At 65.3% G+C, this 21,054-nt stretch carries 21 protein-coding genes; 13 read left to right on the top strand and 8 right to left on the bottom strand.

Annotation, left to right across the window (positions count from 1 at the left end):
* Positions 1-24 precede the first annotated feature (24 nt).
* Complete coding sequence (locus tag ARADN35_RS0117800; RefSeq protein WP_100199451.1) at positions 25-1,440, bottom strand: sensor histidine kinase; 1,416 nt, start codon at positions 1,438-1,440, stop codon at positions 25-27.
* Positions 1,437-2,093: a response regulator gene (locus ARADN35_RS0117795; protein ID WP_010464493.1), complete on the bottom strand. Its 657-nt coding sequence runs from the start codon at positions 2,091-2,093 to the stop codon at positions 1,437-1,439. The genes ARADN35_RS0117800 and ARADN35_RS0117795 overlap by 4 nt, the downstream gene beginning before the upstream one ends.
* Before the next feature lie 129 nt (positions 2,094-2,222).
* On the opposite strand from ARADN35_RS0117795, the gene ARADN35_RS0117790 reads away from it, so the two are divergent.
* The 3 genes from ARADN35_RS0117790 to ARADN35_RS0117780 all read left to right on the top strand — a co-directional run bounded on the left by ARADN35_RS0117790 (position 2,223) and on the right by ARADN35_RS0117780 (position 5,625).
* Positions 2,223-2,897 carry a response regulator gene (locus tag ARADN35_RS0117790; RefSeq protein ID WP_010464491.1) on the top strand — a complete coding sequence of 225 codons (675 nt, stop codon included), beginning with the start codon at positions 2,223-2,225 and terminating at the stop codon, positions 2,895-2,897.
* 203 nt (positions 2,898-3,100) lie between these two features.
* Positions 3,101-4,552, top strand: coding sequence for a sensor histidine kinase (locus tag ARADN35_RS0117785; protein WP_010464489.1), 1,452 nt, complete (start codon positions 3,101-3,103; stop codon positions 4,550-4,552).
* A gap of 71 nt (positions 4,553-4,623) precedes the next feature.
* Complete coding sequence (locus ARADN35_RS0117780) at positions 4,624-5,625, top strand: MBL fold metallo-hydrolase (protein ID WP_010464488.1); 1,002 nt, start codon at positions 4,624-4,626, stop codon at positions 5,623-5,625.
* 58 nt (positions 5,626-5,683) lie between these two features.
* Here ARADN35_RS0117780 and ARADN35_RS26550 read toward each other — a convergent pair whose 3' ends face one another.
* The 4 genes from ARADN35_RS26550 to ARADN35_RS0117760 form a co-directional block, all read right to left on the bottom strand.
* Complete coding sequence (locus ARADN35_RS26550; RefSeq protein WP_010464486.1) at positions 5,684-6,316, bottom strand: DUF6882 domain-containing protein; 633 nt, start codon at positions 6,314-6,316, stop codon at positions 5,684-5,686.
* A gap of 187 nt (positions 6,317-6,503) precedes the next feature.
* Positions 6,504-7,220, bottom strand: coding sequence for an SPOR domain-containing protein (locus ARADN35_RS0117770; RefSeq protein WP_010464484.1), 717 nt, complete (start codon positions 7,218-7,220; stop codon positions 6,504-6,506).
* Between the two features lie 28 nt (positions 7,221-7,248).
* The gene (locus tag ARADN35_RS0117765; protein ID WP_010464482.1) at positions 7,249-8,115 is read right to left on the bottom strand and encodes a biotin--[acetyl-CoA-carboxylase] ligase; all 867 of its coding nucleotides are present in this window, start codon (positions 8,113-8,115) and stop codon (positions 7,249-7,251) included.
* Positions 8,112-8,693 (bottom strand): SET domain-containing protein, encoded by a 582-nt coding sequence (locus tag ARADN35_RS0117760; protein ID WP_010464481.1) that lies wholly within the window; start codon positions 8,691-8,693, stop codon positions 8,112-8,114. The genes ARADN35_RS0117765 and ARADN35_RS0117760 overlap by 4 nt, the downstream gene beginning before the upstream one ends.
* A gap of 131 nt (positions 8,694-8,824) precedes the next feature.
* Between ARADN35_RS0117760 and ARADN35_RS0117755 the strand changes: the two genes are divergently transcribed.
* The 6 genes from ARADN35_RS0117755 (at position 8,825) to ARADN35_RS0117730 (ending at position 14,489) form a co-directional block, all read left to right on the top strand.
* Entirely contained in the window at positions 8,825-11,752 is a 2,928-nt protein-coding gene (locus ARADN35_RS0117755; protein WP_010464480.1) for a DNA topoisomerase III, read from the top strand.
* Positions 11,749-11,970, top strand: coding sequence for a hypothetical protein (locus ARADN35_RS0117750; RefSeq protein WP_010464479.1), 222 nt, complete (start codon positions 11,749-11,751; stop codon positions 11,968-11,970). The genes ARADN35_RS0117755 and ARADN35_RS0117750 overlap by 4 nt, the downstream gene beginning before the upstream one ends.
* Before the next feature lie 114 nt (positions 11,971-12,084).
* The gene (locus ARADN35_RS0117745; protein WP_208856826.1) at positions 12,085-12,861 is read left to right on the top strand and encodes a helix-turn-helix transcriptional regulator; all 777 of its coding nucleotides are present in this window, start codon (positions 12,085-12,087) and stop codon (positions 12,859-12,861) included.
* A 115-nt stretch (positions 12,862-12,976) separates the two neighbouring features.
* A complete protein-coding gene (locus tag ARADN35_RS0117740; protein WP_010464475.1) occupies positions 12,977-13,579 on the top strand; it encodes a YbhB/YbcL family Raf kinase inhibitor-like protein in 603 nt (200 codons plus the stop codon).
* A gap of 72 nt (positions 13,580-13,651) precedes the next feature.
* Positions 13,652-14,002 (top strand): DUF4124 domain-containing protein, encoded by a 351-nt coding sequence (locus ARADN35_RS0117735; protein ID WP_010464474.1) that lies wholly within the window; start codon positions 13,652-13,654, stop codon positions 14,000-14,002.
* 148 nt (positions 14,003-14,150) lie between these two features.
* On the top strand, positions 14,151-14,489 hold the full coding sequence (locus tag ARADN35_RS0117730; protein WP_010464472.1) for a DUF2834 domain-containing protein: 339 nt from the start codon (positions 14,151-14,153) through the stop codon (positions 14,487-14,489).
* Here ARADN35_RS0117730 and ARADN35_RS0117725 read toward each other — a convergent pair.
* Positions 14,450-15,349, bottom strand: coding sequence for an AraC family transcriptional regulator (locus tag ARADN35_RS0117725; protein ID WP_010464471.1), 900 nt, complete (start codon positions 15,347-15,349; stop codon positions 14,450-14,452). The genes ARADN35_RS0117730 and ARADN35_RS0117725 overlap by 40 nt on opposite strands.
* Positions 15,350-15,421: 72 nt before the next feature.
* On the opposite strand from ARADN35_RS0117725, the gene ARADN35_RS0117720 reads away from it, so the two are divergent.
* Positions 15,422-16,180 (top strand): tyrosine-protein phosphatase, encoded by a 759-nt coding sequence (locus ARADN35_RS0117720; protein WP_010464470.1) that lies wholly within the window; start codon positions 15,422-15,424, stop codon positions 16,178-16,180.
* Between the two features lie 621 nt (positions 16,181-16,801).
* Here ARADN35_RS0117720 and ARADN35_RS0117715 read toward each other — a convergent pair.
* The gene (locus tag ARADN35_RS0117715; RefSeq protein WP_010464469.1) at positions 16,802-18,184 is read right to left on the bottom strand and encodes an MFS transporter; all 1,383 of its coding nucleotides are present in this window, start codon (positions 18,182-18,184) and stop codon (positions 16,802-16,804) included.
* A 301-nt stretch (positions 18,185-18,485) separates the two neighbouring features.
* Here ARADN35_RS0117715 and ARADN35_RS28820 point away from each other — a divergent pair, with 301 nt between their 5' ends.
* The 3 genes from ARADN35_RS28820 (at position 18,486) to ARADN35_RS27450 (ending at position 20,910) form a co-directional block, all read left to right on the top strand.
* Positions 18,486-18,965: a hypothetical protein gene (locus ARADN35_RS28820; RefSeq protein ID WP_373404734.1), complete on the top strand. Its 480-nt coding sequence runs from the start codon at positions 18,486-18,488 to the stop codon at positions 18,963-18,965.
* Positions 18,898-19,131 carry a 3'-5' exonuclease gene (locus ARADN35_RS28815; protein WP_425265717.1) on the top strand — a complete coding sequence of 78 codons (234 nt, stop codon included), beginning with the start codon at positions 18,898-18,900 and terminating at the stop codon, positions 19,129-19,131. The genes ARADN35_RS28820 and ARADN35_RS28815 overlap by 68 nt, the downstream gene beginning before the upstream one ends.
* 90 nt (positions 19,132-19,221) lie before the next feature.
* The gene (locus tag ARADN35_RS27450; protein ID WP_010464466.1) at positions 19,222-20,910 is read left to right on the top strand and encodes an ATP-dependent nuclease; all 1,689 of its coding nucleotides are present in this window, start codon (positions 19,222-19,224) and stop codon (positions 20,908-20,910) included.
* Positions 20,911-21,054 lie beyond the last annotated feature (144 nt).

Genomic DNA, 21,054 nt, shown 5'->3' with positions numbered 1-21,054 from the left:
ATTGTTGGAACGCGAACCTTGGGCCTACCCAAAGGTCTCAGCTGGCCAGCGCAGCGTGAAGCCCACGCCCCGGCCCTGCAGGCCCACGCCGACAGTGACCCGCCCGCCCAGGTGTCCCATGGCCTGCTGCGCGATGGTGAGCCCCAGGCCGGAGCCGCTGCTGCGCGCGCGTGGCGAACGCCAGAACCGCTCGAAGACCCGTGTCTGCTCGCCGGCCTCGATGCCTGGGCCGTCATCGGCAATCCAGACCACCACCTCGCCTCCCTCCTGGCCCACGCGCAGCTGCACCTCGTGCCCGGCGCCCGGTCCGCAGCCATGCTTGAGGGCGTTGTCCAGCACATTGCCCAGCGCCGACCACAGCAGCTGGCGGTCAAAGGCCAGCACCCAGGCGTCAGGCCCTTCGAGCGACAGCTCCACGCCCATCTCGTCCGCCCAGCGCATGCGCTGCGCCAGGCAGTCCTGCAACAAGGCCATCAGGTCCTGCCGTTCGGCGCTGGGGGGCGGGGCTTCCTCCAGCGCGGCCAGCGTGAGCAATTGCTCGCTCAGGTGGGCCGCGCGCTCAACCGCGTGCATCAGCGCCTCGGACGCCCGCGCCCGCGCTGGGCCTTCAGGGGCCTGGAGGAGTACGTGGGCCTGGGTGGCGATGACCGCCATGGGCGTGCGCAGCTCGTGGGCCGCGTCGTGCACCAGCGCCTTCTCGCGCGCCAGATGGGCGCGCAGGCGGGTGAGCAAATGGTCGAATGCCTGGGCCAGCCCGCGCAGTTCGCGTTCGGGCGGCAGGTCCTGCAGGGGGCGCAGGTCGTGGGCAGAGCGCGCCGCGATCTGGGCGCCCAGCCGCGCCAGGGGGCGCAGGCCCGTGCGCACGGCCAGCCACAGCGGCAGGCCCACCAGGGGCAGCGCCAGCAGCACCGAAGCCGCGAGGTCCTCGCCCATGAAGCTGAGCAGCCGCGCGTCGGACAACAGGGGCTCGGCCACCAGCACGCGCCACGCGCCCGAGGTTTCCCACGCGGCCCAGTGCGGGCGCCCCGCAATCACCACCTTGGCGTGGCCGGACGGGCCGGCCAGGGCCACGGCGGGAAGGTCGGCGGCGCTGCTGTGAAACAGCTGCCCGCGTGTGTCCTGCAACTGCAGCAGGACCTTTTCACCCTGCAGCAGCTCCACATCCAGGCGCATGGCGTTGAATGTTTGCGCCATGCCATGCACCAGCGCGCGGGCTTCCACCGGGTCGGGCATGGAGGCCAGTGGCCGCGCCAGCCCCTGCGCCAGCTGGCGCACGCCCGGGTTGGTGCCCATGGTTTCGTAGTGGGTGTAGGCCATCTGCGCCAGCAGGACCAGCCACACCAGCCCCATGGCTGCAAGCAGCGCCAGCAGGGTGCGCCGCATGAGGCTGGGGCCCCACCAGCCGTTCCCAGCGCCGTGTGCCCGGGCAAGCCACCTCATGGCTGCAGCCGGTAGCCCACGCCGCGCACCGTGACCACACGTTGGGCACCGATCTTCTTGCGCAGGTTGGAGACATGCACCTCCAGCGTGGCGGCGTCCAGCGCGTCGCCCAGCGGTTCGAGCCGCTGGGCAAGCACGTTCTTGGCGACCACGGTTCCGGGCTCGCGGGCCAGCTCTACCAACAGGCGGAACTCACGCGGCGACAGGGCCAGCGGGGCGTCGCCCTGCCAGGCCTCATGCCGCCGGGGCGCAATCCGCAGTGTGCCCAGCGTCCATTCCTCGCAGGCCTGGCGGGCGCTGCGCCGCAGCACCGCATGCAGGCGCGACAGCAGCTCGGGCACGTGAAAGGGCTTGAGGACATAGTCGTCCGCGCCGCCGTCCAGGCCGTCCAGCCGGTCCTGCAGCGCCGTGCGGGCGGTGATGACGATCACGGGCACCGCAATGCCCGCGCGCCGCCAACGGCGCAGCAGTGCCATGCCCTGGCCGTCGGGCAGGGTCAGGTCCAGCAGCACGGCGGCGACCTCATTGGCGTCGGGCACGGGCGGCGTGGCGGCCGCGCTGCGCAGCCATTGCACGGTGAACCCGTCCAGCTGCAGGGCCTGCAGCAGCGCTTGTCCCAGGTCCAGATCGTCTTCGATGAGCAGGATGTGCATGGCGGCGATTGTCTCTGCCCCAGCTTGCGCGAAACCAAAGACCAGACCGGGTAGCACGCGCCTAAAATCGTCGCATAGCCAGACAACAGGCCCGCCCCCCTGGGGCGTACCGCCCAAGGAGACACCCGCATGCGCATCCTCATTGCCGAAGACGACCAGGTGCTGGCCGATGGACTGCTGCGCACCCTGCGCGCCTCGGGCGCCGTGGTGGACCACGTGGCCAGCGGCACCGAGGCCGATGCGGCCCTCATGACCAACAACGAGTTCGACCTGCTCATCCTGGATCTGGGCCTGCCCAAGATGCACGGGCTGGAGGTGCTGAAAAAGCTGCGTGGCCGGGGCTCGGCGCTGCCCGTGCTCATCCTCACTGCCGCCGACAGCGTGGAAGAACGTGTGAAGGGCCTGGACTTCGGGGCCGACGACTACATGGCCAAGCCTTTTTCGCTGCAAGAGCTGGAGGCGCGCGTGCGGGCCCTCACGCGCCGGGGCATGGGCGGCACCAGCAGCGCCATCAAACACGGTCCGCTGGTGTACGACCAGGCCGGCCGCGTGGCCACCATCGACGGCAAGATGATCGAGCTGTCGGCGCGCGAGCTGGGTTTGCTCGAAGTGCTGCTGCAGCGCGCCGGCCGCCTGGTGAGCAAGGAACAGCTGGTGGAGCGCCTGTGCGAGTGGGGCGAAGAGGTCAGCAACAACGCCATCGAGGTCTACATCCACCGCCTGCGCAAGAAGATCGAGGGCGGGCCCATCCGCATCGCCACGGTGCGCGGCCTGGGCTACTGCCTTGAAAAGATTGCGAGCTAGGAGGCCCCCCTGAGTCGCTTCGCGCCTTCCCCCAAGGGGGACGCACCCGGTGGGCTGGCGGAGCCAGTTCCACGGGTGCACTGGCTTGGAGCGGCGCCAGTTTTGTCCGCTGCGAGCCAGTGCACCATGTGGACCGATGATATAAAAATGTTAGCTACTAACGCTTACTGGATAAGCGCTAGAGGCCAAAAAGGCTTAAAACCTTGAAAATCTTCCAGCGAGAGCAGCGCTCCCTGTTTGGCGAAATCCTCGACTGGATGCTCACGCCGCTGCTGCTGCTGTGGCCCGTCAGCCTGGCGCTGACCTGGCTCGTGGCCCAGGGCCTGGCCAACAAGCCGTTCGACCGCGCGCTCGAATACAACGCCCACGCCCTGGCCCAGCTGGTGAGCGTGGCAGGCGGCAAGGTGCAGTTCAACCTGCCCCAGCCCGCCAGCGAGATCCTGCGGGCCGATGAGTCCGACATCGTCTACTACCAGGTGGTGGGCCCGGGCGGCGAGTTCCTCTCGGGCGAACGCGAGCTGCCCGAGCCGCCGGCCGACGAGGTGCCCATGTCCGGCGAGGTGCGCCTGCGCGACGGTGAGATGCGTGGCATCGACATCCGGGTGGCCTACATCTGGGTGCGGCTGCCGTTGCCCGACACGCCCGTGGCCCTGGTGCAGGTGGCCGAGACGCGCGAAAAGCGCAGCGTGCTGGCCACCGAAATCATCAAGGGCGTGATGCTGCCGCAGTTCGTCATCCTGCCGCTGGCGGTGCTGCTGGTGTGGCTGGCGCTGGCGCGGGGCATCCAGCCGCTCAACCAGCTCGAGCAGCGCATCCGCGCGCGCAACCCCGACGACCTCTCGCCCTTGGACGACCGCACGGTGCCGCTGGAAGTGGCGCCGCTGGTGTCGTCCGTCAACGACCTGCTCACGCGCCTGAACGATTCGCTGGCCACGCAAAAGCGCTTTCTGGCCGACGCCGCCCACCAGCTCAAGACACCGCTGGCGGGCCTGCGCATGCAGGCCGACCTGGCCCAGCGCGAAGGCACCAGCACCGAAGAACTCAAACGCTCGCTGCAGCAGATCGGCCGCTCCAGCATCCGCGCCACGCACACCGTCAACCAGCTGCTGGCGCTGGCGCGGGCCGAGGGCAGCGGCGTGGGTTTTGCGCGCCAGCCGTGTGACCTCGCCCGCCTGGTCATCGAGGTCGTGCGCGACTCGGTGCCCCGCGCGCTCGACAAAAAGATCGACCTGGGCTACGACGGTGCCGAGCCCGGCTCGCCCGGTGTGCTGATCGACGGCAACCCCACGCTGCTCAAGGAACTGGTGCGCAACCTGGTGGACAACGCCATCAACTACACGCCCTCCACGCCCGACAAACCCGGCGTAGTCACTGCCCGCGTGCTGGCCGACACCTTTGGCCATGTGCTGCTGCTGCAGGTCGAAGACTCCGGCCCCGGCGTGCCCGAGGCCGAGCGCGAGCTGGTCTTTCAGCCGTTCTACCGGGCGCTGGGCAGCGAGGCCGACGGCTCCGGCCTGGGCCTGCCCATCGTGCTGGAGATCGCGCGCAAGCACGGCGCCGAGGTCACGCTCGAAGACGCGCGCCCCGGCCACCATCCGCCCGGCGCATGCTTCAGCGTGCGTTTTGCGGCGCGGGATGTGGTGGCGGGCAGCTGACGGGAGCCATCGGGCGGCGGCGTGCCGGTGTCTGCGGCATCATTTGCATTCCACCAGCCTGATGCCCCACCATGTCCCCACCACCCCGCCGTTTTGCCAACACCCGCCCCGGCGTCGTCATTGGCAATTTCCCCTGGTACGAAATGGTCTGGCGCTCGCTGCGCGGTGACTTCAAACCCCGCTCGGAGCCCACAGGGGGCTATGCGGCCTTCGCCCAGCAGTGGAGCGTGCCCGTGGACCACGCGCGCCTGGCGCAACGCCAACAGGCGCCGGTGGTCACCTGGCTGGGCCATGTGTCCATCCTCCTGCAGGTGGCCGGCTTGAACGTGCTCATGGACCCGACGCTGTGCGGCTTTGCCGGACCACTGGGCCGCTTTGGCGCGCCGCGCCGCGTGCCTGCACCCCTGGCGCCCGAGCAGCTGCCGCCCATCGATGTGGTGCTGATCTCGCACAACCACTACGACCACCTCTGCTACGGCACCTTGCGCCGCTTGCGGGACGCAGGCCAGTCACCGCGTTTTGTGGTGCCGCAAGGGTTGGGCCACTGGTTTACCCAACGCGGCATGGGCCCCGTGACCGAGCTGAACTGGTGGGAACACACCGACATCGCCCCCGGTGTGCGGGTGCACTTCACCCCCGCCCAGCACTGGAGCCGCCGCACCCCGTGGGACACCAATGCCTCGCTGTGGGGCGGCTACCTGCTTGAATGGGCGCGCCCGGAGGCGGCAGGCCCCTGGCGTTTTCTGTTCCCGGGCGACACGGGCTACAGCGATGATTTCAAGGCCATCCGCCAGCGCCTTGGCGCAGTCGATTTCCTGGCCCTGCCCATCGGCGCCTACCTGCCGCGCGACTTCATGAAGCCCATGCACGTGAACCCCGAAGACGCCGTGCAGTTGATGCTGGATGTGGAGGCCAAGCAGTCCATGGGCGTGCACTGGGGCACGTTCATGCTGACGCAGGAGGCGTTTGACCACCCGCCGCGCGACCTGGCGGCCGCACTGGCGCAGCGTGGCATTGCGGCGGAGCGCGTATGGCTCATGCGGCACGGGGAGACGCGGGCCATCGCGGTGTGACCACCGGGTGGCCGTGTTGCGTGTCTGGCGTGCAGCACGCGTCGGCAGCGGGGGCCCGTCAGCCCACCGTTTGCACGGACATCAGTGCCATGTAGAGAAAACCGTGGGCCGTGGGCGCTCGGTACACCCCTTGCGCCCCCAGCACGTCGGCGGCCACGCCCGATACTTCCCAGCCATCCGTGGCGTCGCCTTTCCACAGGGGCACGGTCAGGTGCCGAAAACCTTTGTCTTCACCAAATTCCCACACGTCCGGAATGCGGGAGATCACTTTGGCTTGGTTGTGGAAATTGGCCCAGGCCCACAGCCAGGTGTGGGTGGTTTCAGAGACGGAGCCGATGAACTCGATGTCTGCGACCACACGCGCCACGCCGTTGTCGGAGAAGGTCAGCGTTCCTGTGGGCTGGTCATAGTCCCACCGCGAGAAGCGAGAGATGCCGTAGTCCGACTCCAGCACCCGCTGCTTTTCGTACAGTGCCTGGTGGGCGGTTGCCACGGTGTCGATCCAGGCCTTCTTCACGGGGCCGTCCAGGGCATCGACGCTGGCAGCCATGGAAGCCTGGTAGCAGTGGTGGCAAATGATCTGGAGGTCCAGGCAGGCCTCGTTGCGCTCATTCCACTCGCCTTCTTTCAGGAGTTCGGCATGGCAGCTGGCGCACCAGGCATCCGGGTACCGGCAATCGGTCGACGGCATATCGCAAAACCACCTTTGCGCTGAATTCCTGCACAGATGCCCACACACGTAGGTTGCCACCGCCTCGCCGTGGGTATCGCAGTGGACAGGCGGGTTTTCTTCAGTCATGGAGAAATCAGTGGGGGAAAGGAAGGGGGACGGGCGCGGTGGCTGCCATCCGGCTGCTGAGCCCTGTGCCGCACTGCGGCTACGCGCAGTTGCGCAGCGTCTTGCCCGCCATGGCGGTGCGCAGGGCATCGAACTGCGGGCGCAGTGCGTCGGTCACTGCAGGCAGGCGCAGCGTGAAGCCGGCCGTGTCCGGCCGCTCCTGGATCACGCGGGCTGTGCGCACGCCCTTGTTGCCCAGGTTGGCCAGTTCGCGCTCGGCCGCATCTTTGGTGGCAAAGCGGCCCAGCGAGAGGCCGAATTCGAGTGTTCCGCCCGCACGGTCGTGGTCCACCTTGCGGGCACGCAGCTCGGCGCGTTTCCTGTCCAGTGTTTCCACGTCTTCAAAGCGGCCCATGTAGACCATCCAGCGGCCCGGGACAGGCGTGGGCTCCAGCAGCCAGCTGCCTGGCGGCAGGTTGGCGGCGGCGGTGCGCAGGGCGTCGGCCTGGCGCTCGTCAAACACGCCCGCCTGCAGGCATTCGGCGGTATCGGCAGGGGGAGGGGGGGATGCTGCGGAAGACGCGCCGTCGGCCGAAGCGGTGGCCGTGCCGGGAGGGGGGGAGAACGAAGAAGAGGAAGAGGTCTTGCTGGGGTTCACCCGCAGGATCTGCAGCGTTTCAGGCCGGATCTGGTGGTTCATTCGCTGCGGCTCGGCCTGTTCCTCGGGGGCAAACCCCCAGTCCTTGAGCAGCCCCTGCGACCACGCGTAGTAGCCCGCGTTGGCCAGCAGCAGTGCGATCACGGCAAGACGGAGCATGGAGCGTGGCCTTTCAAGGGAAACTTTGTCACACCGGAGGCACCGTAGTCGGCCGGACACTGATTTCGGAACTCGTGATGGCCTGCATGCCTCCGGCCGTGTGCACCAGCAGCGCACCATCGTCGCCCACGCCGTGCGCGGTGCCGGTGTGGCCATCGCTCAGCGTCACGGCGCGGCCCTGCAGCACGTCGCGGGCTGCAAAACGGGGTTGCATGGGGCCAAACCCGTAGCCTTCGAACGAGCGCAGCATGGCCACCAGCGGTGGCACGATGCGCAGCAAGGCGTTGGGGGCGTCCAGCCCGGGTTCCACGTCCTGCAGGCAACCGGGGGGCATGCTCATGCCTTCGGCGCTGCGTGGCAGCACGTTGATGCCGATGCCCACCACCACATAACGTGCAGTGCCGGCGCTGGTGCCCTGTGGCACTGCCTGTGCATCTTGTGGCGCGACAAAACTGGCGGTCTCCACCAGAATGCCGCCCAGCTTGCGGTCACCCGCTGCGCCGCCCAGCCACAGGTCGTTGGGCCACTTGAGGCCCACGCGCGCTGGCTGGCCTGGGCCGAGTGGAGGCAGCACGGGCTGCAGGCTTTCGGCCACGCTCACCCCCACGGCCAGCGACAGGCCGGACCAGTCCTGGGGCGCCAGCGGCAGGCCCAGCGACATCATCAACGACGCACCGGCATCGCTTTGCCACACGCGCCCCAGCCGCCCGCGCCCGGCGGTCTGCTGCTCGGCCACCAGCAGCGTGGGCTCGCACTGGCCGGTGCGCGCGCGGCGCATGAGTTCGGTGTTGGTCGAGTCGATGCTGGGCAGCACTTCGACGGTAAAACCCGGTAACAGCGGTGACACTGCTTCCCAGATGGCCTCGGCGGGCCAGCGGATCGGGGATGTGGTCACTGGCTGCGGCCCCGTGGCTGGGCCTTTTGGGGCGTCTTGCTGCTTTTGGAGGCAGATGGCTTGGACGGCGGCAACGGCACGGGCGGTGCCCAGCCGCGTTTGGGCGCCAGCAGCGTGCCCCGGCAGTTGGTGCTGCCACACCAGCAGGGGTATTCGGCCTTGAGCTTGGGTGTGTAGCGCTCTTCAATGATCAGGCCATAGTCGTAGTTCAACTCTTCGCCTGCCTGGATATTGCGCAGCGCAGTGATGAAAATGCGGCCGTCCCGTTCGTCGGCGTAGCAATTGGGGTTGCAGCTGTGGTTGATCCAGCGCGAGGAGTTGCCGCCGAACTTTGCGTCGATCACGTGGTCTTCATCCACGTGAAAGTAAAACGTGTGGTTGGGTTGCTGGGGGTCGTGGGGGTGCCGGTCCTGCGCTTCCTGCCAGCCAATCACTTCGCCCGTGTACTCCACAAGGACTTCGCCCTCTGCAATATCCTGCACGGCAAACACGCCCTTGCCATGGACGCCCGAGCGCCGGGTCTGGATGCGGCGGCCCGGTGCAAGGGTGGGGGCGGCAGGCGATGCGGAGCGGGGCATGGCAAAAACTCTGTTAACTTGATAGTGCACACATGTGTGCGTGCGCGTGTATGCGTGTGCATGCGCGTGAGACCCGAATTGTAGAAGCGCCCGGAACCCGGGCAACCAGAATGACTGGCGAGAGCCCCAAAATGACCAAGACCCTGGTAATTGCAGAAAAACCTTCCGTCGCGCAAGACATCGTGCGCGCACTGACCCCCGTGGCCGGCAAGTTCGAGAAACACGAAGAACACTTCGAGAACGACCGCTATGTAGTCACCAGCGCCGTGGGCCACCTGGTGGAGATCCAGGCGCCCGAAGAGTTTGACGTGAAGCGCGGCAAGTGGAGCTTTGCCCACCTGCCCGTGATCCCGCCGTACTTTGACCTCAAGCCTGTGGACAAGACCAAGACGCGCCTGAACGCCGTGGTCAAGCAGGCCAAGCGCAAGGACGTGACGCAACTCATCAACGCCTGTGACGCGGGCCGCGAGGGTGAGCTGATCTTCCGCCTGATCGAGCAGTACGCCGGCGGCGCCAAGCCGCTGGGCAAGCCCGTCAAGCGCCTGTGGCTGCAGTCCATGACGCCCCAGGCCATCCGCGACGGCTTTGACGCACTGCGCACCGAGCAGCAGATGGCGGGCCTGGCCCACGCCGCCCGCAGCCGCAGCGAGGCCGACTGGCTGGTGGGCATCAACGGCACCCGCGCCATGACGGCGTTCAACTCGCGCGATGGCGGGTTCTTCCTGACCACCGTGGGCCGGGTGCAGACGCCCACCCTGTCGCTGGTGGTGGAACGCGAAGAAAAGATCCGCAAGTTCATCAGCCGCGACTACTGGGAAATCCATGCCACCTTCGGCGCCGAAGCCGGCGAGTACCCCGCCAAGTGGTTCGACCCCAAGTGGAAGAAAAGCGAAGACGTCGAAGCCCGCGCGGACCGCGTGTGGTCGGCTGCAGAAGCCACGGCCATCGCCGACGCCGTGCGCGGCAAGCAGGCCACGGTCACCGAAGAGAGCAAGCCCACCACGCAGGCATCGCCCCTGCTGTTCGATCTGACCAGCCTGCAGCGCGAGGCCAACGGCAAGTTCGGCTTCTCGGCCAAGACCACGCTGGCGCTGGCGCAAAGCCTGTACGAGCGCCACAAGGCCCTGACCTACCCACGTACCGACTCGCGCGCGCTGCCCGAGGACTACCTGCCGGTGGCCAAGCAGACCTTCGAGATGCTGGCCGACAGCGGCATGCGGCACCTGGCGCCGCACGCGCTCACAGCGCTGAACAACAACTACGTGCGCCCGTCCAAGCGCATCTTCGACAACAGCAAGGTGAGCGATCACTTTGCCATCATCCCCACACTGCAGGCGCCCAGCGGCCTGAGTGAAGCCGAGCAGAAGCTGTACGACCTGGTCGTGCGCCGCTTCATGGCCGTGTTTTTCCCGAGCGCGGAATACACCGTGACCACCCGCATTTCTACCGTGGCCCCCCACAGCTTCAAGACCGAGGGCAAGGTGCTGGTCAAGCCCGGTTGGCTGGCCATCTACGGCAAGGAAGCCGCCGATGAGGTGGAAGGTGGCAAGGACGGCGACAAGGGCCAGAACCTGGTGCCGGTGAAGCCTGGCGAAAGCGTCAACACCCTGCAAGTGGACCCCAAGGGCCTCAAGACCAAGCCGCCCGCGCGTTATTCCGAAGCCACGCTGCTCGGCGCCATGGAAAGCGCCGGCAAGCAGATCGACGACGAAGAGCTGCGCGAAGCCATGCAGGAAAAAGGCCTGGGCACGCCTGCCACGCGCGCGGCCACCATCGAAGGTTTGCTGACCGAAAAGTACATGCTGCGCGAAGGCCGCGAGATCATCCCCACGGCCAAGGCCTTCCAGCTGATGACGCTGCTGCGCGGGCTGGAGGTCGAAGAGCTCTGCCGTGCCGACCTGACCGGTGAATGGGAGTTCAAGCTCTCGCAAATGGAAAAGGGCCTGCTCAGCCGCGAAGACTTCATGGCCGGCATCGCCACCATGACCGAGCGCATGGTCAAGAAGGCCAAGGAATACGACCGCGACACCATCCCCGGCGACTACGCCACGCTCGAATCGCCGTGCCCCAACTGTGGCGGCGTGGTGAAGGAAAACTACCGCCGCTTTGCCTGCGTGGGCAAGCCCGGTGCGGAAGGCTGCGGCTTCAGCTTTGGCAAGTCGCCCGCGGGCCGCACCTTCGAGACGGCCGAGGCCAACGCGCTCCTGCGCGACAAGAAGATCGGCCCGCTGGAGGGTTTCCGCTCCAAGGCGGGCTGGCCCTTCACGTCCGAAATCATCATCAAGTACGACGACGAGGCGCACAACTACAAGCTCGAATTCGACTTTGGCGACGACAAGAAGGGCGAGGAGTCGGGCGAGCTGGTGGAGTTTGAAGACGCCGCGCTCGGCCCCTGCCCCATCTGCGGATCGGAAGTGCACGAGCACGGCAGCAACTATGTGTGCAGCAAGGCTGTGCCCACTGCCGCGCAGCCCACGCCCAGCTGCACCTTCAAGAGCGGCAAGATCATCCTGCAGCAGCCTGTGGAGCGCGAGCAGATGCACAAGCTGCTGGAGACCGGCAAGACCGACCTGCTCGACAAGTTCGTGAGCATGCGCACCCGCCGCGCCTTCAAGGCCCACCTGGCGTGGGACAAGGAGGCGGGCAAGGTCAACTTCGAGTTTGCGCCCAGCAAGTTCCCGCCGCGCCCAGGTGCTGCTGCAAAAGCAATAGCAGCCAAGGCAGGAAAGACAAGCGCTGCGGCCAAAAAAGCCGCCAAACCTGCCGCTGCCAAGAAAGCCCCGGCCACCAAGACCGCTGCCGCCAAGGCACCGCGCAAGGCCGCCGCAGGCAAGGCCCCCAGCGCCGCCCTGGCCGCCGTGATCGGCACCGAGCCCGTGGCCCGTCCCGAGGCGGTCAAGAAGATGTGGGAATACATCAAGGCCCACAACCTGCAAGACCCCAAGGACAAGCGCACCATCGTCGCCGACGACAAGCTGCGTGCGGTGTTTGGCAAAGACAGCGCGGGCATGTTCGAGCTGGCGGGCATTCTGGGCAACCACCTGGGTGGCGAAGGATGACGCAACACGCTGATGAATCTGCCGCGTCGCCTGTGCGGGGCTTCTGGCGCTCCGCGCTGGTGGCCCTCGCAGTTGTTGGTGCGCTGGGCGGTTGCACCAGCACGCCAGGTGCTGCGCGCTCCAGCGACCCCGCCAGCCCGCAGCCATCGCAGGGTGCCAGCGGCGTCACCGTGTTTGGCGATATCGATGTGGGCGTATCGCGGGAGCGCACCCGCTGACGTGGGGTGTGCTGCCTTACAGGCCATCTCCATGGAACCCTGCCGTACCTGCGTGGAGCCAGCCTTCCAGCCCCAACGATTGATGATGGACCCAGAGCCGCAGGGGAAAGAATGATGGGCGAACCCGCACTGTCCTTGCAGATCGCCACCACGGTGCACCACCGCATCCACACCGTCACGGTGCGCATGGATTCGGTGGGCTGGGTGGTCTCGGGCACCAAGCACCTGGTCACGCCCGGCGGTGGGCACCGCTACCCCAGCGGGCGGGTGTTCGTGCTGCCGCGCGGCGCGCAGTGGGAGGTGGTCAACGACCCGGCACCCCAAGGCCGCTATGTGGCGCGGCTGCTGTGTTTTGCGCCCGAGCTGGTGGAGCAGTTCCACCGGCAGTTCGGCCAGTTCGCAGCCGTTGCATCGGTGCAAGGCTGCGCGGGCCTCGCGGCCGACGGCGCGTTTGAAGACAGCTACGTGCGTGCCGTGGCCGCGCTGGAGAGCGATGCCAGCTCCCAGGCGCTGCGCGAACACCGCGCGCTGGAGGTGCTGCTGATGCTGGCCGAGGCGGGCATCGTCTTCGCCCCGCCCGGTGAGCTGGGCTGGGCCGAACGCGTGCGCCGCCTTGTGGGCCCCAGCCCGCAGGCGGACTGGACGGTGGAGCGCATCGCCAGCGCCTTTGCCACCAGTGCCAGCACCCTGCAGCGCCGCCTGGCGCAAGAGGGCGAAACCGTGAGCCAGTGCCTGCGCGACGTGCGGCTGGAGACGGCGCTGGTGCTGCTGCAAAGCTCCGCGCTGCAGGTGTCCGAGATCGCTGCGCGCTGCGGCTACGAGTCGCACAGCCGCTTCAGCGCGGCCTTCCGCGAACGCTTTGGCTTTCCGCCCTCGCAGCTGCGGCCCTGATTCCTGCGGCTGACGCGCAGCGCACAGCCATTGACGCTGCCGGGCCAATGCGAAGGCGCGGCGCGCAGCACCATCAAGCCCTTGTCTCACACCGCTACTGCAAGGAGCTTTTCAGATGACCCACCCACTTTCACGCCCCCTTCGCGTTGGCGCCGCCATCGCGGCACTCGCCACCATCGGCTTGGCCCCAGCTGCCCACGCCCAGGCATTCACCCTCAGCAGCCCCGACTTTGCGGCGGGCGGCACACTGCCCCAGCGCTTCGAGTTCAAAGGTTTTGGCTGCGCGGGCGACAACCAGTCGCCCGCCCTGCGCTGGAGCGGCGCGCCTGCGGGCACACAGAGTTTTGCCGTCACCGTGTACGACCCCGACGCGCCCACGGGCTCGGGCTGGTGGCACTGGTCGGTGGTGAACATCCCCGCCGGCGTCACCGAGCTGCGCGCGGATGCGGGCGCGGTGGGCGGTGCGCAACTGCCCGCAGGTGCCAGCCACGTGCGCATCGACTACGGCGTGGCCGCCTGGGGCGGCGCCTGCCCGCCCGAAGGTGATGCGCCGCACCGCTACATCTTTACCGTGCATGCCCTCAAGGTGCCGCGCCTGGACTTGCCTGCCGACGCCACCGCTGCGCTGGCCGGCTACATGATCAACGCCAACAGCCTGGACAAGGCCACGCTCACGGCGCGCTATGGGCGCCCTGCGGCCAAGGGCACGCAGCGGTGATACCACGTGAGCGGTGGGCGCCCTGATGTTTTAAGCTTGGTGGTCATACCCACCACACCCCAGGCCCACCCCATGCGCAGCACCCGCGAACGAGCCCTCTGGTCCATCCTGGCGGCACTGCTGCTGGCCTCCGCGGCTGCCGCATGGTGGACGGCCGACCAGTGGCTGCCCCACGCCGGGCCGTGGACCGAGCAGGCCTGGAAGAAGATCACCCGCCCCGGCCCCGACACCTTGCCGCCCGGCAAGCAGCAGCCCGCCGCACAAGCCCGCGCTGCGAGTGGCGGCGCGTCCGAGCCAGTGGCCCCGCAGCCGCGCAAGTGCGTGAAGGACGGCCGCACCACCTACACCGACCAGCCCTGCCCCAAGGGCACGCAGGAGCTGCCGGTGGATGGCGCCGTGACCTCGCTGCCGCGCGCGCAGTAAGTTCATGAAGATGGCGTGCAGCGGCTGGCCCGCCGGTGTGAGGCATGTCGTTTTTTTCCTAGCCCGCCAGGGGCTGCGCGGATTCAATCGGTGCGTTGATTCACTACCCAAGGCCTCTCTCTTTCTCTTTGGAGGGCCGCATGCACCGATGCAAAACCACACCCACCTGCGCGCTTTTTTTCTTCTGCTGGCCCTCCTGGGCCTGGCCGTTCCCTGGTACTTCAACACCGTGTACTTTTTGGCGGGTGGCAGCGTGATGCCCGACGTTTTCTGGCGCGATGCCTTTGCCAATGCATTGACCACCGGCATCACCTGCGACGTGTACCTGGCCGCCGTGGCGTTCTCGGCCTGGGTGGCGGTAGACCGCAGCCTGGGCGCATGGCGCTGGGCTTACATCGCCGCCTGCTTTGGCATTGGCCTCGCGTTTGTGATGCCGCTGTACCTGGCTCAGCGCTTGCGCGTGGGCTCCAAGGGTGGGGCAGGCTGATTCGGCAGGGCCTGCGCGCCGATCTGCAAGGGCCAGTGCGCGGTGAGCGGGCTGCGCGTGCCTTGCACCAGGGCCTGCAGCGGGTGGCCCGCCAGCCTGCGCACATCGCGCGCCATGTGCGACTGGTCGTAATAGCCCTGGTCGGCGGCCAGGTCCACCACCGGGCCGCCGGGCGCGGCGAGGGCGTTGCCCAGCGTGCTGTTCAGCCGCGCAATCACCTGAAACTGCTTGGGCGCCATGCCCCAGTGCGCCACAAAGCGCCGTTCAAACTGCCGCTGGCTCAGGCCCAGACGCTGGTCCGCGTCTGTTGCATCGTCGCTGGCCGCATGCAGCAAGGCCAGCGCCTGTTGCCGCCGGGCTTCACACGGTGACGGCGGCGCGACCAGCTGCCGGACGAACTGGCACAGCACCGCGATCCGCGCGCCATCATCCGGCGCCGCATGCACGCCGTGCTCCACCTCGGTCCACCCAGGCCCCACCAGTTCCGCCAACGGCCGCAGTGTGTTCACCAGCCCGCGCGCGCTGGCAAACAGTGCCGCCGCGGCTTCAGGCTGCAGCACCAGCCCCACGGCCTTCACCGGCCCGCCGTGTTCGTACACCGTGGCCGTGGTGCTGGCGCTGATCCAGGCCGCTGGCGGCACCAGCGCTCCTTGGCAACACACCTGCCCCGCCAGCCGCACCACCAGCATGCTCGACACCATGGCCGGGAATTGCGACTGCACCAGCTCCGCAGGGGCATCGACCACCACCCCCGCCATCAACCAGGGCTGCAAATCAGAGGGCACGGGCACAAAACGCTGCATGCCCGGATTCTGCACACGGTCGCGCCCCACGCATTGCACCAGCCACCCGTGCGACATGCGCCAGCCGCACCACCCGACTATCCTTGTTGCTTCAGCATCCCTATCCACCGCACACCTGTGCCACGCACCATGCAGCAAGAGCAAGCACCTACCCGATCTCTCCCCCTCGCAGGCGCCACCAACTTTCGGGACCTGGGCGGCTACACCGGCCAGGGCGGGCGGCCCGTGAAGTGGCGGCGCATCTTTCGCTCTGACCATCTGGCGGCCCTGACCCCCGAGGACCAGGCCCTGCTGGCCGAACTGGGCGTGGCCCGCGCGGTGGACTTTCGCGGCAAGGCCGAAAGCGCTGCCTATGCCTACGCGCTGCCCGGCATCAGCTACCACCCGCTGGCCATCGAGCCCACCGTGGTGCAGCGCGCGCTAGAGCTGCAGCGCACCGGCCGCCAGCTCACCGCGCAAGACGCCGTGGGGCTCATGCAAGACACCTACCGGGGCTTTGTGCACGACAACGCCCCGCGCTTTGCCGAACTGTTCAAGCTGCTGCTGGCCAGCGACACCCCCACCGTCTTCCACTGCACCGCTGGCAAAGACCGCACCGGCTTTGCCGCCGCCCTCATCCTGCTCACCCTCGGCGTGCCGCGCGACGTGGTCATGCACGACTACCTGCTCACCAACACCCTCTACCGCCGCCCCGAAGGCATGGGCAGCCACGCGCCCGAGGAAGTGCTGGCCGTGCTGTGGCGCGTGCAAGAAGAATTTCTGGACGCCGCCCTGCACAAGGTAGACACCGAGTTCGGCGGCCTGCAGCCGTATCTGGTGGACGTGCTGGGGGTGGATGCCGCTGCGCAGAAAGAGCTTGCCAAGCGGTATCTGCAGGCGGTGGTGTAGCCAATCCGCACAAAGACCCCGAAGAAACGCGCAGCGCATTGCGCGCGGGCTTGCGCCGTGTAAATGCCATTTGCTATCAAAACGGGAGCTATTGGCGCAATACAGCAAAGCGGCGGATCAATTTTTAGCTGTTTCTTCTTGCCGTATCCACGCCCCACACAACCAGCCGTACCTACCAACTTTCGCAGGTTGCGCCGTGCCCCCTCACCCCCTACAGTGAAGTTGAAGTAACAAATGCATACAAGGTCGGGAACAGGGAGGAGAGGCTGACAGCAAAGGCGACGTAGTTGCTACTAGCGCGGGGCGCATGCCTTCTGGATGAAGGCATGCGCCCGGTGAGAAGCGCCTTGCTGAGCTGCCCGAACACGGGGTCGAAGGCAACGACGACCTGCTCAGGGACCGCAGCTGCTACTGCGTTCCCGTGGGGCCCCGGCAGGTGCAGGCCGATCCAAAAATCGGGTTGCACCTGCCGGGGCCTGTTGAGCGAATGCTGTGGCGCTCAATTGCTCACAAATAAATAGCTTCTAACGCTTGTCCATTAAGCGCTAGAGGCTCATTTGAGCCAAATTTCAGCGGCATGGTGGCGCTGCATGATCAGCAAGCCGCCAGCGCTTGCCGCACTCACCCCGCACTGGGTTGCACCCGCCCTACCACGGCACCCTGGCGCCGCACCCGCCAGTACAGCCAGCCCATGATCGACAGGTTCAGCAGATTCCACCCCATGCCGTTGATGAACGCCGCCTGGTAGCTGCCCGTCACGTCAAAAATCCAGCCCGACATCCAGCCCCCCAGCGCCATGCCGATCAGCGTGGCCATGATCACCGCGCCCACCCGGGCGCCCGCCTCTTGCGGCGCGAAATACTCGCGGATGATGATCGCGTAGGCAGGCACGATGCCGCCCTGAAACAGCCCGAACATCGCCGAGATCACATACAGCGGCACCAGCCCGTCAAACGGCAGAAACAGCGCCAGCCCCACCCCCTGCAACGCCGAACCCAGCAGCAGCGTGCGCACACCGCCAATGCGGTCGCAGATCACGCCCGAAACCAGGCGGCTCACAATGCCGCACGCCAGCATCAGCGACAGCATCTCAGCCCCCCGCGCCGCGCCAAAACCCAGGTCGGTGCAATAGGCCACGATGTGCACCTGCGGCATCGCCATGGCCACGCAGCACGCCACGCCCGCCACACACAGCAGCAATTGCGCGTGCACCGGGCGCAAGCCAAACGGGCGGCTGCGGTCTACGGCGGAAGGAACCAATGGAGCGGGTGCCGCAGTCGCTGTAGAAGAGGCAGCACCCGCCGCAGCGCCCACTGCCGAAGGTAACGACGCAGACGATGCAGGCACCGCCGTCGCAGCCGCAGCCGCAGCCACATCCATCAACACCATCGGCGCCCGCTGCCGCATGCGCAGCGCCAGCAGCAGCATGCCCGCGCCACACACCAGCCCCATCAGCACATAGGTCTGGCGCCAGCCAATGGCCTCGATGCCGTGCTGCACGATGGGCGGCCACAGCGCACCGGCGATGTAGTTGCCGCTGGCGCAAATAGCCACCGCAATGCCCCGCCGCTTGTTCCACCACAGCGCCGTGTCGGCCATCAACGGCGCAAACGTGGCCGAGCTGCCAATCAGCCCCATCAGCCCATGGGCCAGCCCAAAGATCCAGATGCTGCCGGACAGCCCCGCCCACACAAAGCCGCCACACACCGCCACCGCCCCCACGCACAGCACCGGCATCAGCCCATGCCGGTCCGCCATCCGCCCCGTCCACAGCCCGCCCAGCCCCAGGCACACCATCATCAGCGTGTAGGGCAGCGATGCGTCTGCACGGCCCACCCCGAACTCGGCCTGCACGGCGGGCAGCACCACGGAGACCACGTACATGCTGCTGTTGCCCAGCACGACCAGGCCCAGCGTGGTCAGCAGGCGCCAGGCGGCTTGGGGGGAGTCGATGAGGGAGGCCGAGGCGGCGGCGGATGTGGAGGAGGCGGGGGTGTTGGGCATGCGGGGCAATTTAACTGAAGGGGCTGCAAGGTCTGCCTAGGTGCTGCTACCCGATGCAGGCTGCTGCAGTGCTCGGTATCGGCTGATATGGTTTTGATAGCTGTTAGCGCTTTATGGGTATGCGCTAGAGGCTAATTTGGCTCGATTTCATTCAGTGAAGATATGCCGCGCCCTTCTGTCCACGGCATTCGCTTCGTCCACTGACCTTGACATTCAAAGGTTGCTCCCCGCCGCCGCGCCCCCTACAGTGCAGTAACAAATACATACACAAGCAGCCTGACACGGGCAGGGATCTGAAGGCATGGCGACATTGTTACCGGCGATAGGCTCGTCCGTCTTTGATTCAACTGGCGAGCTACGCCTTCCCGAGCGGCTAGAGCAGAAGCTCGATACCGATTACCTGCTCAAAGGCGTAGCCGTTCAGGCCCAGGGGCGCACCACCATCCTGAAGATCAACTACCGCAACACGCGGCAGATATTGCACACCGCCAGCCTAGTCGCCGCAGACCTGCTCACGGCTGACGACAAAGACGACGACGGCATCCCCCTGCTCAAACCCATGAGCTGCGGGCGCGAGGGGCAAGCCCCCGTGGTCATCAAGTTGCCCACCCTGCGCGACGAAGCTTTTGCAATTGCCGACCATCTGGCCAGCGCCCATAAAGAAGGCTTTGCGTGGGGCGACACGGCGGCGGTGTGTGCCGACTGGGCCACACATGGACCTGTGCGCCAGCGCCCTGGCTCAACGCAAGCTGCCGCACCGCGTGCGCAAGAAGAGTGGTGAGTACCGACCCAGCGCCGACGCTATTCCGGTCATGACGATGAAGGTCAGCAAAGGCTTGGAATTTCCCGTGGTGGCTCTACCCGGAGTGGGGCATATGCCTGCGCCTGGGGAGGACGAGAAGGAGGCGGCGCGGGTGTTTTATGTGGCGGCTACTCGGGCGATGTAGAGGTTGGTGTTAGGGGGAGGTGGGGATTGCGGATTTGGGCTGCAACTGGGGTGATCTGGTTTATTTTTAGAACAGAAAAGGAAAACAGATATGCGTTTAGCAGGTCTATTAATCAAGAATTTCAAGCGTGTTGGCGATCATGAATGTGCAATTCGGATAGACGAAATCGTTGTACTGATTGGCCAAAATAATGCGGGCAAGTCAACCGTACTTGATGCTTACGAAGCCTTTGCTTCAACTGGGAAAGCGCTGGAAGAAAGCCATTTCCACAATGGTGATACGTCTAAGCCAGTAGAGATTACTGGGGTCTTCGATCAGCTGACACCTGAGGACGAGGTAATGATAGGGAAAAAATGGACATTAACGGATGCTAATTTTGGTGATTGTGTCAAGGTGCGCTGGATTTGGAAAAAACCAAACGAAAAAGGGCAAAAACAGTCCTATAACCCAGTTGCAAGTCAGTTTGAAGATGGAGGGGTCGGTGGATGGGATTCACTATTTCAAAGCCGTATCCCTCAGCCCGTGCGCCTCAGACCAACTGATCCAATAGAGCAAACGCAGATAAAAATAGTAGGGATGCTCAAGGATCATGTAAAAATGCGACTCAAAGCGGATTCAAGCAGTACCAAGGAAGTAGTAGCTCAAATTGAACTACTTGCGCAAAAACTTTTTGATGAGTCGAAAAGTGTTTTTGATGACGTCGCAGCAAAGATCACGAGCAACGTTTCTCAAATCTTCCCTGGCACGACTATCGAGTTAGTCCCTCGATCAAAAGACGCTATTGACGAAAAAGTCGTAGGTGCTGAATCGTATTTGAAAATTGGCACGACCGGCGGAGGTACGACTCCATTACTGCTTCAGGGCACTGGTATTCAACGCGCCCTACTTTGGTCTGCTCTTTCTGTGATGTCCGACTCAACAGGGAGTAAAAAGAAAGCTGGTGATACCGCAGCGGCGAGTCGCATACTGCTAATCGACGAACCAGAAGCATTTCTCCACCCACCTACGATACGCGGCGCTAGGGAAGCGCTTTACAACTTTGCGCTCAATAATCCTGATTGGCAGGTTATCGCGACCACGCACTCTCCAATATTTATTGATCTCTCGAAGGATCACACAACGATTGTTCGCGTCGACGCAAGCTCGTCTGAGCAACGCTATGTGTCAACTGACAAGTTTTCCTTTGACGAACCGGAGCGCCAGAGACTTCAGATGGTTCGACGATGCCATCCTGTGGTCAATGAGTTTTTCTTTTACGACAACATCGTTTTGGTAGAGGGGCCGACAGAGCACATTGCAATTAAGCATGTCGCAGAAAAAAATGGGATCGACATTCATGTCATTGATTGTTTGGGTAAGGCCAATATTCCACTGTTCGCCGCGATTCTCAATCAATTCAAAGTGCCGTATCTCGTGATTCATGATTCGGATACTCCAAAAGTCAAACGCAAGTCAAAAATTATTGGTGCTGCCATGTGGACAATGAATCAGAGTATTCGCAGCATCGTTTCGCAATCAAATGGCGGCGCGATATTCACACAATTCCCTCATTTTGAAGGGGAGTTCCTTGGCGAAGACCTAAGCGGAGGTAAGGTAGACCGCGTATTGGAATTTTTGTCTGATTCGACGACACCCGAATACAGCACCGTATGCGATACCTACGCAAAGGCATTGGCTAGAGATCCGTCCGTCCTCACTACGGATGCCGCATCCTTTGATACGAAGCGTGATGCGTACGTCGCGAAAAACTCGCTGACCGGAGACGCATATTGGCTTTGACACTTTGGAAACTGGTCGCCGTTAAAACCGTAGCAAGCCGCAACGAAATGGCTGCAAAAAACTAAGGACGCTCTGCTTGGCACTGATCGGAACCTCCGTCTTGCGAACGATAAGGCGCAGGATGTAACGATCAAGAAGCTGAAG

This window comes from Acidovorax radicis N35 (genome assembly GCF_000204195.1).
Lineage (GTDB): Bacteria > Pseudomonadota > Gammaproteobacteria > Burkholderiales > Burkholderiaceae_C > Acidovorax > Acidovorax radicis.
This window is presented reverse-complemented; position numbering and strand designations above follow the sequence as displayed.

Excerpts from the sequence above, each read along its gene's own strand:
- ARADN35_RS0117720 (WP_010464470.1), top strand. The coding sequence starts at position 15,422 with ATGCAGCAAGAGCAAGCACCTACCCGATCTCTCCCCCTCGCAGGCGCC.
- ARADN35_RS0117780 (WP_010464488.1), top strand. The coding sequence starts at position 4,624 with ATGTCCCCACCACCCCGCCGTTTTGCCAACACCCGCCCCGGCGTCGTC.
- ARADN35_RS0117715 (WP_010464469.1), bottom strand. The coding sequence starts at position 18,184 with ATGCCCAACACCCCCGCCTCCTCCACATCCGCCGCCGCCTCGGCCTCC.
- ARADN35_RS0117800 (WP_100199451.1), bottom strand. The coding sequence starts at position 1,440 with ATGAGGTGGCTTGCCCGGGCACACGGCGCTGGGAACGGCTGGTGGGGC.
- ARADN35_RS0117745 (WP_208856826.1), top strand. The coding sequence starts at position 12,085 with ATGGGCGAACCCGCACTGTCCTTGCAGATCGCCACCACGGTGCACCAC.
- ARADN35_RS0117730 (WP_010464472.1), top strand. The coding sequence starts at position 14,151 with ATGCAAAACCACACCCACCTGCGCGCTTTTTTTCTTCTGCTGGCCCTC.
- ARADN35_RS28815 (WP_425265717.1), top strand. The coding sequence starts at position 18,898 with ATGGACCTGTGCGCCAGCGCCCTGGCTCAACGCAAGCTGCCGCACCGC.
- ARADN35_RS27450 (WP_010464466.1), top strand. The coding sequence starts at position 19,222 with ATGCGTTTAGCAGGTCTATTAATCAAGAATTTCAAGCGTGTTGGCGAT.
- ARADN35_RS26550 (WP_010464486.1), bottom strand. The coding sequence starts at position 6,316 with ATGCCGTCGACCGATTGCCGGTACCCGGATGCCTGGTGCGCCAGCTGC.
- ARADN35_RS0117790 (WP_010464491.1), top strand. The coding sequence starts at position 2,223 with ATGCGCATCCTCATTGCCGAAGACGACCAGGTGCTGGCCGATGGACTG.
- ARADN35_RS0117740 (WP_010464475.1), top strand. The coding sequence starts at position 12,977 with ATGACCCACCCACTTTCACGCCCCCTTCGCGTTGGCGCCGCCATCGCG.
- ARADN35_RS0117755 (WP_010464480.1), top strand. The coding sequence starts at position 8,825 with ATGACCAAGACCCTGGTAATTGCAGAAAAACCTTCCGTCGCGCAAGAC.
- ARADN35_RS0117795 (WP_010464493.1), bottom strand. The coding sequence starts at position 2,093 with ATGCACATCCTGCTCATCGAAGACGATCTGGACCTGGGACAAGCGCTG.
- ARADN35_RS0117770 (WP_010464484.1), bottom strand. The coding sequence starts at position 7,220 with ATGCTCCGTCTTGCCGTGATCGCACTGCTGCTGGCCAACGCGGGCTAC.
- ARADN35_RS0117750 (WP_010464479.1), top strand. The coding sequence starts at position 11,749 with ATGACGCAACACGCTGATGAATCTGCCGCGTCGCCTGTGCGGGGCTTC.
- ARADN35_RS28820 (WP_373404734.1), top strand. The coding sequence starts at position 18,486 with ATGGCGACATTGTTACCGGCGATAGGCTCGTCCGTCTTTGATTCAACT.
- ARADN35_RS0117735 (WP_010464474.1), top strand. The coding sequence starts at position 13,652 with ATGCGCAGCACCCGCGAACGAGCCCTCTGGTCCATCCTGGCGGCACTG.
- ARADN35_RS0117725 (WP_010464471.1), bottom strand. The coding sequence starts at position 15,349 with ATGTCGCACGGGTGGCTGGTGCAATGCGTGGGGCGCGACCGTGTGCAG.
- ARADN35_RS0117760 (WP_010464481.1), bottom strand. The coding sequence starts at position 8,693 with ATGCCCCGCTCCGCATCGCCTGCCGCCCCCACCCTTGCACCGGGCCGC.